Annotated in this window: 10 protein-coding genes and 1 pseudogene; 1 reads left to right on the top strand and 10 read right to left on the bottom strand. The window is 39.2% G+C overall.

Features of this window, described 5'->3' with window-relative positions; genetic code table 11:
* Window positions 1-94: 94 nt before the first annotated feature.
* The 5 genes from FD29_RS04165 to FD29_RS04145 are packed head-to-tail and all read right to left on the bottom strand — an operon-like array spanning window position 95 to window position 7111.
* A complete protein-coding gene (locus tag FD29_RS04165; RefSeq protein WP_147007905.1) occupies window positions 95-994 on the bottom strand; it encodes a 3'-5' exoribonuclease YhaM family protein in 900 nt (299 codons plus the stop codon).
* Window positions 995-1028: 34 nt separating this feature from the next.
* Window positions 1029-3461: an ATP-binding protein gene (locus FD29_RS04160; protein ID WP_057887702.1), complete on the bottom strand. Its 2433-nt coding sequence runs from the start codon at window positions 3459-3461 to the stop codon at window positions 1029-1031.
* A gap of 2 nt (window positions 3462-3463) precedes the next feature.
* Complete coding sequence (locus FD29_RS04155; protein WP_057887701.1) at window positions 3464-4624, bottom strand: metallophosphoesterase family protein; 1161 nt, start codon at window positions 4622-4624, stop codon at window positions 3464-3466.
* 60 nt (window positions 4625-4684) lie between these two features.
* Entirely contained in the window at window positions 4685-5023 is a 339-nt protein-coding gene (locus FD29_RS04150; RefSeq protein ID WP_057887700.1) for a YlbF family regulator, read from the bottom strand.
* A gap of 9 nt (window positions 5024-5032) precedes the next feature.
* Window positions 5033-7111 (bottom strand): PBP1A family penicillin-binding protein, encoded by a 2079-nt coding sequence (locus FD29_RS04145; protein WP_057887699.1) that lies wholly within the window; start codon window positions 7109-7111, stop codon window positions 5033-5035.
* A 91-nt stretch (window positions 7112-7202) separates the two neighbouring features.
* Here FD29_RS04145 and FD29_RS04140 point away from each other — a divergent pair, with 91 nt between their 5' ends.
* Window positions 7203-8084, top strand: a complete 882-nt coding sequence (locus FD29_RS04140; protein WP_057887698.1) for an RluA family pseudouridine synthase — start codon at window positions 7203-7205, stop codon at window positions 8082-8084.
* 103 nt (window positions 8085-8187) lie between these two features.
* On the opposite strand, the gene FD29_RS04135 is transcribed toward FD29_RS04140, so the two are convergent.
* The 5 genes and pseudogenes from FD29_RS04135 to arcD form a co-directional block, all read right to left on the bottom strand.
* The gene (locus FD29_RS04135) at window positions 8188-9108 is read right to left on the bottom strand and encodes a prenyltransferase (protein ID WP_057887697.1); all 921 of its coding nucleotides are present in this window, start codon (window positions 9106-9108) and stop codon (window positions 8188-8190) included.
* A gap of 12 nt (window positions 9109-9120) precedes the next feature.
* Window positions 9121-10815: an arginine--tRNA ligase gene (gene argS, locus FD29_RS04130; protein WP_057887696.1), complete on the bottom strand. Its 1695-nt coding sequence runs from the start codon at window positions 10813-10815 to the stop codon at window positions 9121-9123.
* 260 nt (window positions 10816-11075) lie between these two features.
* Window positions 11076-12017, bottom strand: a complete 942-nt coding sequence (gene arcC, locus FD29_RS04125; RefSeq protein WP_057887695.1) for a carbamate kinase — start codon at window positions 12015-12017, stop codon at window positions 11076-11078.
* Window positions 12018-12046: 29 nt separating this feature from the next.
* The gene (locus tag FD29_RS04120) at window positions 12047-13156 is read right to left on the bottom strand and encodes an aminotransferase (protein WP_057887694.1); all 1110 of its coding nucleotides are present in this window, start codon (window positions 13154-13156) and stop codon (window positions 12047-12049) included.
* A 14-nt stretch (window positions 13157-13170) separates the two neighbouring features.
* Window positions 13171-14573, bottom strand: a pseudogene (gene arcD, locus FD29_RS04115) (arginine-ornithine antiporter).
* Between the last annotated feature and the right edge of the window lie 40 nt (window positions 14574-14613).

Below are 14613 nucleotides of genomic sequence, written 5' to 3'. Positions count from 1 at the left end.
GATTATCAAATGAATTTATATTATTTCATATGACAACCACAAAGGGATTATCGCATTTCAAGTGATATAGTCTTTTTTTGCTTTAAGTTTTAGTTTAACTGTGTTTGTAAAATGAACGATTATCCAAGCCAAAGATTCTTTCCGAAAAGTTGCCGTTCTCAGTTTTATCCAAAGCCTTAGTGATCATGTTGATCGAAGCATCCATCATATCGATATTGTGCAATACTTCTGCTTCCAAAATCTTGGGACGTTCTGGCGAACCATATTCCAACAAACCATGATGCGACAAGATCATGTGGCGTAAGAGAATCATATCTTCACTCTCAAGGCTGATATCCATCTCCTGTGCTGCTTTGACGATCTCCTCATCAACGATCGTGATGTGACCGAGCATGTTGCCTTCAAAAGTATATTCGATATCCAAATTACCCGACAATTCGATGATCTTACCAAAATCATGCAAACAAGCACCCGCAATCAACAGAGCCCGATCGATCTGGGGATATTGATCAGCCAAATTTTCAGCCTGACGGACCATACTCAACGTGTGGAACGCTAACCCACCTTGGAAGTCATGATGATTGCTCTTCGCTGCAGCGCTAGTAAAGAAACGGTCGTGATACTTTTTGAATAAATATCTGACGATTCGATTCCAAGCACCATTAGTGATCTGCAAGAAGACATCTTCAAATTCATTTTCCATGTCAGCTCGCTTAATTGGCGCTGTCTGAACGAATTGCGACATGTCGACAGTACTTATATCCAAGAGTCCTAAGCGTGTTATATTGACTTGTGGCTTGCCTTGGTACAGGTCTCTGCGTCCTTCTAATTGAACGACGGCTCCAACGTGAAATTTCTTGGCATCCTCTTCACTTGCATCCCAGTACTTGCCTGGAATCTGACCTGATTTATCTTCAAAAACTAATGACAAAAAGTTCTTGCCGTTTTTAGCTAAACGAAAATCAGAACGCTTGATGATAACTTCCAAACTCATCGTTTCACCATTATTAAAATCAATTATATGTTTTTTAGGCAATATCTTCTTCCCCCAATTTCATAATGTGATCTGCTGGAATATCCTTAGGCTGATTAGCCGTTACATAGATCACTTGATTGTTCTTGGCAATCTCTTGGATCAATTTAAAGACGTTCTCAGTTCTAGAAATATCAAAATCAACAAAGGCATTATCAATCAAGATCGGCAGTTTGATCAAATCCAAAATTTCGGTGACAAAAGCTAAACGTAATGAAAGATATAGCTGGATCGTTGTCGCCTTAGATAATTCGTGAACATCAAATTGAAGCTTGTCAGCACTTGTTACTACGATATCTTTTTGATTGAAATCAATTTTGATATAGTTGTTATTCGTCAAGACGGCAAAATACTGGGTAGCTTTGTCGATCATCTTTGGATAACGGTTTTCGGTAGCAATATTTAGTATCCGTTTGATCCAATCGCTGGCCATCTTTTTGGAGAGCCACTCGTCGTAGCTTTCGATGATATTTTGTTTATTCTCGGCTAGACTATTAACGACTCTTTGGTAGTGCTTATTGTCAAAAATTTGTTGCATCTGTTCCTTTAAAGAACCCATCTGCCGACTCAATTCATTATTCTTATCAGATAATTCGGCTTTTTTAGCATTAGTTTTAGTCAACTCATCGACTAAGTCTGAGTGACTTTCATACTTTTGTAATTTTGCCAAGTCATTGCCCAAGAAGTCCTTATCTTGCTTTATTTGGGTAATGACTTTTTGGTCTTCGATCTGTCTAGTGTGCATCTGCACGAAAGCGTTCATAGTAATGGCATTGTACTTCTGTAAAATATCACTAATATTATCGTGCAATTTATCCAAACGCTGGCTTTTATCAGCTGCTATTTTCTGGGTCTCTTCTTGACTCTGAGCTGATAGGTCGGCTTTGGCTTTGATTTGATCCAAAACGGCAAAATACTTTTCGATCTGTTCATTATAATTGTCTTTTTTATATGACTCATCCAAAACATTCAATTCTAATAAGATTTTGCGCCACTTGTTCAAATCCACTTCGATCGATTTGATTCCATCGCTCAAACCATTCTGAGTCGTGTGGAAGTTATCCAAAGCAATCACAGTACTTTGTAAATTCAAAATGGTATTTCGATTTACACCCGAATAGCCTTTTTGTTGAATGAATGGATATTTACTCAAGTCGGATTTTTGACTAGCGCTTTGACTCTGATACCAATACCAAAGTCCACTGACTATCGCTGCCAAACCAAAGACTATCCGGATCGGATTGCCGGTGACAAATGCCAAAATAACTTCAACCCCACAGATCATCAAGTAAAGATTGTTCCCTTTATTAACTTGGGGCGTCAATTGATCTAATTCTTCTGAGGTCAAAGGCTGCATATGTTCAGAAAGTTCTGGATGATTCTTGAATAACTGGTCCACTTGCGTATCGACTTGTAACAGTTTGGAATTCATATCATCGCGATGAAATTGCAAATTTTGTAATTCGAATTTCTGATTGCGAATATAGTCTAACCGGGCTTGATTACGATGATAGTTATCTAAAATATTTTTTTCAACATTATTCAGTTCGGATACTTGGCTCGTTGTGGCAGTCTCTTGGAGCGTACTGAGTTCCTGATTGGCTTTTAAAACTTCTTCCCAATCCTCATTGCTGATTTGATTTTCTTTGGCATCAGGGTCATTTTGGCGTTGCAACTGTTCATAACGCGACCACTTCTTATCCAAATTACGCAAGTTGTTTACTGTCTCACTAACTTGTTTGAGCAGTTTTTCGTTGGCGTCAAAACTATCTTGAGTCTCTTCAAGTTGGTTCTTTACTCGCTGATAGGCATGTTGTTGATTCTCAATTTCTGATTTCTCTTCTTGTAGTTCAGCTTGCTTTTTTAGATAGACGACTAGCGGTTGCTTTTGACCACGTGGTTTGTAGATATCTTCCGCCTCGTGGTTCAACTTATCAGCTGTCGTCAACCAATCCTTGCTACCGACTGCTCCGATCGACATGACTTCCGTTTCCAATTTGTTTTCGTCCAACCCATAGATCGACAAAATACTTTTATCATCAAAAACGTGCGTATTTTCAAAATCATCTTTAGTAAAATTACCAATGATCTTTGACATGTTCGTCTCGGAAACTTTTTTATCATCATGAAACAGGCTCACTTCTCCATCGCCTTTGCCAGCGACTCGCCGAACTGTCCAAATACTTTTGTCGGGAGCTAAAAACTCCAATTCACCACCGTAATTACTATTATTTCTAGGCTTATATTGCAAAAATTTATTTTCACCACGCGCTGAAGCAAAACCGAAAAGAATACTCTTAATAAAATTTAAAAGGGTCGTTTTACCGGCCTCATTGTTTCCAAAAATAACTTGATAATCTTGTTCAAAGTTAAATTTTTGGTCTACCCATTTACCGAAACCGTATATGTTTGCTTTAACTAATTTCACGATTATTCTCCAGTATATTTTTGATTAATGGTGTTTCTCGTCAACTCCATAATGTGCTCCAAAAATTCGGGGTCATTGATATGTTCACGAATGATCTGTGAACTATAGAGCTTGCTGTCCAGGTCCTTGATGTTATCCAAATTGATCCCAGCTTTAGCTTGATCCCAATACTTCTGATCGATCTTAGCTAACTGTGGGTTGTCATTATATTTTAGATAAAGCTTATACAAGACGCTGGCAGTCTCTGTATGATTAAAATGCTGCACAACCTCATTACGATCGATTGTCTTTAAGACATCGCCATTTAAAGCTTGCGCGTTGTTGATCGTCAAAGTCAACAAAGTCATCGGTGCGTCTAAAAGATCGGTGATCTTATTTATCAACGAATTAATTGTATCATCAGCTTTGGCCTCGATACTAGCCCTAGTCCACGTATAAAGGCTACTTTTAACGAACTTTAACTGGGTCACATGGTCATTTACTGAAACGATATAAAAACCCTTAGGAGTCGTTTCATTTTGATTGCGTCCCTGAATGTCGCCAGGATAAACGATCAACGGATTCTCATGCAAGACTTCACGCTTGTGAATGTGACCTAGAGCCCAATAATCGTAGCCCTTTTCCAAGAGATCATGAATTTGGAATGGTGCATAATTGTCGTCACCAACTCCCGCATGCAAAATACCGATCTGATAATCAAATTTACCTCGATCAGGGTAATCATTGACGACACTATCTTGGATATGTTGCTGATAGTAGCTAAAACCAGTCAAACCAACCGTCTGACCATCTTTAGCAGTCAATGCTTCAGTAGTTACATTTTGATCAAAGATATGAACATTTTCCGGAAAGTCAATCACCGCAAAGTCATTTCGATAATAATCGTGATTACCGTAAATCAAATAGACTTTAATATCTGCTTGACGTAGCTTTTCGAATTGATCTTTTAAAAACATCTGTGCCTTCAAGGAACTGTCCGTATCATCAAAAACATCCCCAGCTAAGATCACAAAGTCAACTTGCTCACTAATGGCAGTCTCAAACAACGTCTCCGCGGCCTGATAAGTTGAATCCTGTAATTGCTTTTGAAGATCTTTTGAAAAATTACTGATTCCTACAAAAGGTGTATCTAAATGTAAATCTGCTGCATGCAAAAACTTCATTCTAAACTCCCCTAAAAGAAAAGGACCCGAGCAAATTACTTAAGCCCTAAGTCCTTATTATTAGTCTTGATAAATTTCAGCGATTGGTTTTGAAATGATCTTGTTCAATTCATCCATCATCGAATTCATTTTTTGTTCTTTTTCCATCAAGTTTTGGATTTCACTGTAATTTGAAAGTTGATCTGTCAATTCACGCATTGCTTTAATGTCGTCGTCAGTAATTTCTTGACCTTGCATTTGTTTTTGTTGAAGTTCAAATTGTTTGTTTTGAACTTTATCAAAAAGTTTATAGGCTAAGTCGTTAGCTTTAACAGCTTCAAAGGCAAGCTTTAAATCAGAAACCTCAGTTGTCTTTCTCAAGTCTTGTTCAAGTTGATTGGCGCTATCGTAAATGTTCATATAGTCCTCCTATTGACCAAAAAAGTTCTTAATATCATTATACCATTCTGTGGCCTTATTTTTAACGTTATCTACACCATCTTGGATAGATTTAGAAATATCGTTGTCGCCAGTATCGGTCGTATTTTCTTTGGCCAACTTAGCCGCATCTTTGACCCCAAAGCTAGTTTCTTGAGTCTCGGGTAAAATACTGATCATTTCATTCTTGAAGAGTGCTGAAAGTCCATTCTCACTAGCTCCCGGCAAGAAATGATTTTGGTCCGTCTGATCGAACCCGATCCAACTTGCTACAACGACATCTGGCGTATAACCGATCATCCACTGGTCCTTAGTCCCCGCATAGCCGTAACTCTTAGGAACTTCGGTACTACCAGTCTTACCAGCTAATTGGTAGCCATCTGGCTTAGCCAGTTTACCAGTTCCTTCATTGTAAACACCTAGCATCATACTGGTCATTTCCTTAGCAGTATTCTTACTGATGATCTGTTTAGTTGAAGTATTGGTATTATTTACGATCACCGTTCCTGTAGAATCGACGATCTTTGTGATAAAGTGCGTACTTGCTAGTTTTCCTTCATTAGCAAAGGCCGTATAAGCTCGAGCCATCTGCAATGGATTGACCCCAGTCGTCAAACCACCAAGTGCCAAGGCTAAGTTTTGATCATTCTTGTGAACCTTGATACCAAAGTTCTCGACTGAGTTGACACCCTTTTTGACACCGATCTTGTCCAATAACGCAACAGCAGGAATGTTTTCACTCTTTGCCAAAGCTTCATACATTGGCATATTTTCCTGATAGAGTCCGTCAGCATTCGTTGGGGTATATTTATTCTTACCAAAACTGGTGATCTCATCTGGCAATTCAGAATCATAGCTGTAGCCATTTTCGATCGCCGGTGTATAAACAGCCAAAGGTTTGATGGTTGAACCTGGTTGACGTTGCATCTGCGTAGACGTTGCCCGGTTGAAGCCACGGAAAGTATGGTCGCCGCGGCCACCAACAACAGCCAAAATCCCACCATTCTTAGGGTCGACTGCGATCGATGCCCCTTGAACCTTTGTCCCATCAGTGGCATTACTTGGGAAAAGATAACTGTTATCAAATGAATTTTGCATAGAGCTTTGCATCTTTTGATCCAAAGTCGTGTAGATCTTGTAGCCTTTATTCAAAATATCGTCTTCTTTGAGACCATATTTTTCGACTGCCTCATCGATAACGGCATCGAAGAAATAAGGATACTTGTACGAGCTGCTGACTTCATAATTATCATTTACATCGATCGATGTGTTCTTATAATAATTAGCTTGAGAAGCCGTCAATTTCTTATTATCGACCATTAATCCTAAAACAAGATTGCGTCGAGCCAAAGAATTACTCATACTATCAATAGGATTATAATAATTTGGTGCTTTCAATATTCCGGCCAAAACAGCTGCTTCAGCAGGATTCAATTCGGATGCATTTTTACCAAAGTATTTTTCGGATGCATCCTGAACGCCCCAGACCCCATTACCAAAGTAGGCATTATTGAGATACATCGTGATAATTTCTTTTTTAGTATAGATGTGATTGATCTCGATCGAGAGGAACAGTTCCTCGCCTTTTCTAGAAAGGGTCTGTTTTTGAGTCAGCAACGAGTTTTTAGCCAACTGCTGCGTCAAAGTACTACCACCACCAGAAATACCGTGATGGATCAAATATCCTAAAGCCGCTCTGGCGTACCCTTTGATACTGAAACCAGGATTAGTCCAAAACGTCCGATCTTCAGTTGAAGTGACCGCATTTTGGATATTCTTAGAAATCTTGTCGTAGCTGACGTAAGTTCCTTTGCTAGCATACAACTGACCGGCATTATCGCCATCTTTATCCATGATCGTCGTTTTAGTCTGCAATGATGACTGCAGATCCGCAACGTTTGATGTCTTCGCTTTATATGTCCAATATGTACTCAAAACCAAAACAAGAGTCAAAAATATTAAAATCAACCAACGTGTTATCTGGAATCGATGCCAATATTTTTTTATAAAAGACCAAGCAATTAGTAATTTAGGTTTTAACCACGCCCAAAAACTATTGTTATTATTCATTGTTTAAATACCTCTGTATAAGAACAAATTTTATCACATTATCCGACCATTTAATAAATTACTCAAAAAATCTTTAAGGAGCAAACGCTTTATGTACCAAAAAATCATCACTTATCATCCCGAAAATAACGAACAACTGACCATTCGTGAACTGCTTAAAAAGTGGCTTATCCCTAAGAAGTGGCAGCATTTTTTGCGCACTCAACAAGATATTTTGATCAATGGTAAATATCATTCTTTCAATACTGTCGTCCAAAATAACGACGTCATTACGCTCAATTTCAATTTTCCACCTCGCAGCGAACAACACTATCTTCCTGGGGATCATCCAATCGATGTCGTTTATGAAGATGACGATATTATTGTCGTCAATAAAGCTGCTGGCAGAAAAACGCATCCCAATATTATGACTGAAAACGACTCTTTGATGAATGACGTCGAAACGTATCTCAAAAATGGTCATCCCTACATGGTCCACCGCATCGACATGGAAACTTCAGGATTAGTTTTGATTGCCAAAACGCCCTATTTAGTCCCTATCTTCAACCGACAGCTCAGTGACAAAACTTTGACTCGTGAGTATTTAGCAGTTGTTAATTTGGACCGGGAGATCCCCGATGCTGGTGAAATAAATTTGCCGATCGATCAAGATCCTAACGATGTCAGAAAACGTATGGTCAAATCCTCCGGTCTTAATGCCGTCACCAAATATGAGGTCCTCCAAAAAAATTCTGACTATGCTTTGGTCAAATTGAACCTTTTAACCGGTCGAACTCACCAGTTACGTGTCCACTTGGCATACAATCATTGGCCCATTGTCAACGATCCACTGTACAATCCCCACCAAAAAGTCGGAAAACTGTTATTATTTGCTCATAAATTGACTTTCAAACAACCTTTTTATAATAATTTAAAAATAATTAAGTCAAAACCATCCAAAAATATGTATAATTTAATACGTGCTTATTTTTAGCAACCAAAAAGCTCACCTAATCCCGACAATTAGGTGAGCCCTTTTTTTATATTCAGAAAGAAGTTTTAGGAGTGATTTTTTAGACTCTCTCTGAGGTTACTGCTTATAAAGTTTTCATAACTAATTTAATAATCGCCCCGACAGCAATTAATAAAATATACGTTACAGAAAATTTACTAACAGATCTGATTACTAAAGGATAGGTCGTTGTTTTAACTTGTTCCTTCAGATAAGGACGAAAACCGTCCCAAATATTTGGATAAAGCAGCACGATCAACAGTGTAATGTAAGGTACTACTTTTAAGATTGCTAGAATTGGTACCAGCAGGAAGGCTAAGGCCCAACTAGCTTTGAACAAACTTAAAGCATTGGCTTTTCCTACTTTACTAACCAATGTGTTGCGACCATTTTTACGATCCGATTCTAAGTCACACGTGCCATTGCTCAACTCTGCACTAAAAAATGCGAAGGTGTTCGGTAAACTGACTAGGATCACCGAAATGGCCGTACTAGAATCGAATTTAGCAGATCCCACTAACCCGAGATAGGAGTAGGTTATTGGAATCAGCTGGCTAATGGCAATAGCCACCACTATTTCTCCAAACATGGTGGAGTTTAGTGGCTTAGGGCCTGATGAATACAACAATCCGATAACTACTCCGACGACCCCGATCGCCAAAGTGATCATCCCAGTTTTGTATACCAGAAATGCCCCAATAATTAATGGAAAAATGGCCAAACCGTACATCCATTTTTTGACTATTGCCAATGATTCGCGATTGATACCGATAGTGCTTATTTTTTCACGATACTCTTCACTCGTCGAGTTACGATAATCCATATAGTTATTATGGAAGTTAATAAACAAATGAATAAAGAACACTGCGACGAATCCTAAAATACCATAGAAAAAATCAAATGTTTGATAATTGAGATATGTAAAGGCTATTGCCATCAACAACCAGGCTAGATCTAGCGTGGTTGTTTTCATTTCTGATAGTTCGCTAAAAAGTTTTCTATCCAAAATGAACACGTCCTACATTTCTTCAGGAGCCTTAACACCAAGCAAGCCAAGTGACATTTGAAGAACAGTTGAAACTGACTTAACTAATGCAAGTCTAGCTTTCAAGCCTTCGTCATCAGCCAAAATCTTGCTGTGAGCATAATATTGGTTGAAACTCTTAGCAAGCTTCAAGACATATTTAGCAATAACTGATGGTTCAAAGGTCTTAGCTGCACGTTCCACAACGTTAGGGAAATCTTGAAGCATCTTGATTGTGTCCCAAGCTTCTACGTCTGTTACGGCCAAGTTTTCAGCATTTGCGTAATCAACGTCGCCAGCTTTTCTCAAAATACTCAAGGCACGTGCATTTGTGTATTGAACGTAAGGACCAGTTTCACCTTCAAAACGAACAACTTCTTCAAGGTTGAAGTCAAAACTATCACGACGGTCATTCTTCAAATCGTGGAAGACAACCGCACCGACACCAACTGCTTCAGCAACGGCATCTTTGTTCTTTAGATCTGGATTCTTTTCTTCGATTTGTTTCTTAGCAAGAGCAACCGCATCGTTTAGAACATCATCTAGCAAGATAACGTTACCTTTACGAGTTGAAAGCTTCTTACCACCAGCTGTGATAAGGCCGAATGGGATGTAGATAATATCGTCAGCCCAGTCGTAACCCATCTTCTTCAAAACGATCTTTAACTTAGTAAAGTGTTCTGCTTGTTCGCTACCAACAACGTAAAGTGATTTAACGAAGTCGAAAGTATCTTTACGATACTTAGCAGCAGCCAAGTCACGTGTGATGTAAAGTGTGGCACCATCAGTCTTCTTGATCAAAGCTGGTGATAAGTCGTATTCAGAAAGATCAACGATTTCAGCACCGCGACTTTCCTTTAGAAGACCTTTTTCTTCAAGTGTATCAACGATGGCATCCATCTTGTCGTTGTAGAATGATTCACCAGTAAAGTGGTCGAATTGAACATCTAGACGATCGTAGATCTTTTGGAATTCCTTCAATGATAATTCCTTGAACCATGTCCAAAGAGCAAGGGCTTCTTTGTCGCCATCTTCCATCTTCTTGAACCAAGCACGAGCTTCATCGTCAAGTTCTGGCTTGTCTTCAGCTTCCTTGTGGAAACGAACGTAATACTTCAAAAGATTGTTGATAGGATCAGCTTCAACTTCTTCAACTGAACCCCACATCTTATAACCAACGATCAACTTACCGAATTGAGTTCCCCAGTCACCCAAGTGATTGATCTTAACTGGTTGATAGTTTAATTTAGAAATAATTTTTGCAATTGAGTTACCAATTACGGTTGAACGCAAGTGACCCATTGACATAGGTTTAGCAATGTTAGGTGATGACATATCGATAGGAACGTTGCGACCCTTACCGTCATCAGCATTACCATATTCATCCTTTTGTGTAAGAACTGCGTTTAGTACATCGGCTGAAAAGGCTTTTTTATCTAAGAAGAAATTGATGTAGGCACCAGTATTTACAACTTTTTCAAAACCATCTGTATCGATTTTGCCAACCAAATCTTCAGCAATCATGTTTGGTGCTTTGTGAAGCGTCTTAGCCAAGATAAATGTTGGGAAAGCATAATCACCAAGATCTGATGTCTTTGGTTTTTCGATCAAATTTGTAATTTGTTCCTCAGTAATGTCCTCTGGTAAAACTTTAACTAATGTATCTACTACTTGTTGTTTAAAATCCATATTTTCCTCCTATTAGATAAAAAAAACGCCTCTTTCAATAGACGTATTGTCCTATTGAAAGAGACGAGATTTTCCCGCGGTACCACTCTAATTGATTAATATCCACTCATTAATTGATTATTCATTTTTATAAGACGGGTGCGACTTAATCTTTGAAATAGTCAACTCTCACCAAAACTTGACCTCGCTTTAAATCATCCGATTAATTAATCCCTCTTTTGCAAAAATATGATAGCACATAAATTTATCAATAACAATAATTATTTGTGAATAACAGTTCCCTTTTCACCGGCGATGATTTCTTTTACATCATCCAAAGCACCGATAACAGCGGGTTTACCAGTTGCACGTACGAAGGCTACGGCAGCTTGAACTTTAGGCATCATGCTGCCTTTAGCAAATTCTTCGTTGTCGATGTGTTTTTGAATGTCATCAACAGCTACGTCAAATACTTCAGTTTGATCTGGTTTGCCAAAATTATAGAATACTCCCCCCACAGAAGTAAGAATGCTCAATTTGTCAGCATTAACCAATTGAGCATTCTTTGAGGCACCGAAATCTTTATCGATAACGGCTTCTTTACCAACGAGTCTGTCCCCATCTTTCACTACTGGAATACCACCACCACCGGCTACGATTGGAATTACGCCGGCAGCTGAAATAGCTTCAATTGCTGGATATTCGTTGATTTCAACTGGTTTTGGTGATGGAACAACACGACGATATCCACGTCCAGCATCTTCAACAATCGTCCAATCTGGGTGAGTAGCTTGAAGAGCAGGAACTTCGTTTTCTTCGTAAAATGGTCCGATTGGTTTTGTTGGATCGCCAAAGGCAGGGTCGTCTTTGTCAACGATCGTTTGAGTGATCAAAGTCACAACTTGTTTGTTGATTCCATTCTTCAACATGACTTCTTTCATGGAGTTTTGGAACCAATAACCGATACTCCCCTCAGTCATCGCACCACATGTATCTAGTGGCAAAGCTGGATTTTTTTCACTGTCAGCCGCAGCTTGTTGCAACAACAAGTTCCCAACTTGGGGGCCATTTCCGTGTGTAATGATCAAGTCTTGATCATTTTTTACGAATTCTACTAGAGATTCGCAAGTTTTTCTTACTGCGCTTTGTTGAGCTTCTGCGCTAGCGTCCTTACTTAAAATAGCATTTCCACCTAAAGCAACCACAACACGTTGTCTTGTCATAATCAATTCTCCTCAGAAAAAAACTTTTTTTAATTATTTTGTAAATATTCTCCTAAAACTTCTAAACCTTTGGTAAGTGTCTCATGCGGTGCACAATATCCTAATCTAGCATAGCCGGGTACATCGAATGCTTCACCTGGAACTAACAAGACTCCTGTATCTTTCAACAGATCTGTACAGAATTCCTGACTTGATTTTTTAGTCTCTAATTTAACAAATGACGTCGACACACCATTTGGAAAGACACAGCTAACTTTAGGGGTTCTTTCGACCCAATCTTTAAAGTAAGCTAAATTATCAAGCACGATCTTTTTGTTACGTTCCAGAACCTTATCTTTGTTCTGTAAAATCAGACAGGCCATCTGATCACTGAAAACGCCAGAACAAATCATTGTGTAATCACGATACTTGCGGAAAATATCAGCTAATTCGCTATTAGTTGCTGTCCAGCCGACACGAATTCCGGGCATGGAATAAGTCTTTGAAAGAGAGTTAGTCGAGATCCCTTTCTCATACAGATCCACGATCGGTGCAAAGTCAACCGAGTCATCGAATGGCAAATACACTTCATCAACTAAGATATAAGCACCAACGCTTCTAGCCACTTCAACTACTTGTTCCAAGAACTTCCGGTCAAGGATAGTTCCGGTTGGGTTGTTAGCATTGTTGATACAGATCATCTTAGTATTAGGACGGATCAATTTTTTGAGCTCATCGATATCGGGGTACCAATTGCTCTCTTCATGTAATTTCCAAAAACTGACATCTGCGCCTAATGACTTTGGTATGTCATAAAGTTGTTGATAACTTGGGTAAACACTGATCACATGGTCGCCTGGTTCGATCAACGAATAGATGGCAAGCATGTTGGCACCAGTAGCACCATTTGTTTGAAGGATATTGTCGGGGTCAACATCCTGGTACATCTTACTGATTTCCGCTTTAAAAGTTGGCGAACCTTCGATCCAACCATAGTTCATCTTCTGATCGTCAAGTTGGTCATAAAGGTTGTTCGCCTTTGTTAAATTTTTAATTTCATTCATGGTAAACGAAGTGATGGTACTTTGAGCGAGATCATATTTGGCTTCTCGTTCGTGTACGTTCAACCATTCTTCAACGCCAAATCCGGCTATTTTCATATCTCTAACACTTCCTAAATTTTAATTGAGCCCGTTACAATCATGACGACACTAATAACCGCTAGGGCCACAATAATTGTTGACCAAAGGATCTCTGCTTTTGTCAGTTTTCCACCGTCAAGGCCATAGTCTTTTTTAGCTTTGTAATAGAAGTAAATCCCGGGAAGGTATCCAATACAGACCAACATTAAGAAATGTAGTCCCGCTAAAATAATGGCAATGATTTGGAAAGCAGCAGCGAATATACCGATCCAAAGTTGTTTCGTATCTTTATTTTGGAGTGAGAATTTGATTTGATACAAACCAACGAAGATATAGCACACGACGATAGCTGCTGTACAAAGCGACAGAGCGAAGTTATAAGCTTCTTGTGAGAATATAAGAAAACTTGAATCAATGATGCTGTCAAGACAAGTGAGAAAGTTGGCGCACCATTTTTATTCTTTTTACCAAAACTAGCTGGAAGCAATTTTTCTTCCGCCATCAACATGGTTGTATCAGCTGGCAACATTGTCCAGGATAACCATGATTCCAAAATAGCAATGATCAAGCCAATACCGATGAAAGCACCACCCCATTTTCCAACCATTGCTTGGAAAATATAAAGCATTGCTGGTTGATCGATCTTAGCTAATTGGCTTTGGGTCATATAGCCGTATGGCAAGACTGATGCTAAAACGTAAATTACCAAAAGACTGATAATTCCGATGATAGTTGCCTTACCGGCATCGTTTTTACTCTTAGCACGAGAGGACAACATACTTGCCCCTTCAACACCAACGAAGACCCACATCATGATCATCAAACAAGATTTGAATTGCGTACCGATACTAGCGCTTCCGGCCACGCCACTGGCGACGTTGCTCCAGAAGTGAGCTGTAAAGATACCGCCTTTGAAGACCACGATAACTACAACGATAAAGGCAAACAGTGGAATCAATTTACAAATAGTAATGATCGTATTCATAGCCGCAGCGGATTCAACCCCACGGTTAACGATCCATGTCAATATCCATGAAACGACACTGGCAAAGATTACTGACGGAACATTTTGTCCGCCCTTAAATATTGGGAAGAAATAACCTAACGAACTCATCAGAACTGTCGCAAACGCCACATTTCCTAACCAAGCCGAAAGCCAATATCCCCAGCCACTTACAAAGCCCGCAAAATTTCCAAATCCTGCCTGAGCATATGCTTGGATACCCTCGGATTCTGGTTGTTTCAGTAATAAATTATTTAGAGATAATGCTAACATCATAATACCAAAACCAACCACTACCCATGCTAATAGCACGGGTCCAGGAGCTGCGCCGCCTGCTAGTGAGCTTGTTAAGGTAAAGACACCTGAGCCAATGGAACTCGTAACAACCGCTGCTGTCAAAGCCCCAAGTGATAGACCCTTCTTTTCTTCCATAATACTCATTCCTTCTTTAATAAAGTGGGATGAAAAAAGG

It is taken from the genome of Companilactobacillus mindensis DSM 14500 (assembly GCF_001434275.1).
Classification (GTDB): Bacteria; Bacillota; Bacilli; order Lactobacillales; family Lactobacillaceae; genus Companilactobacillus; species Companilactobacillus mindensis.
Note: the sequence above shows the minus strand (reverse complement) of the source record. Positions and strands in the feature narration are given on the sequence as shown.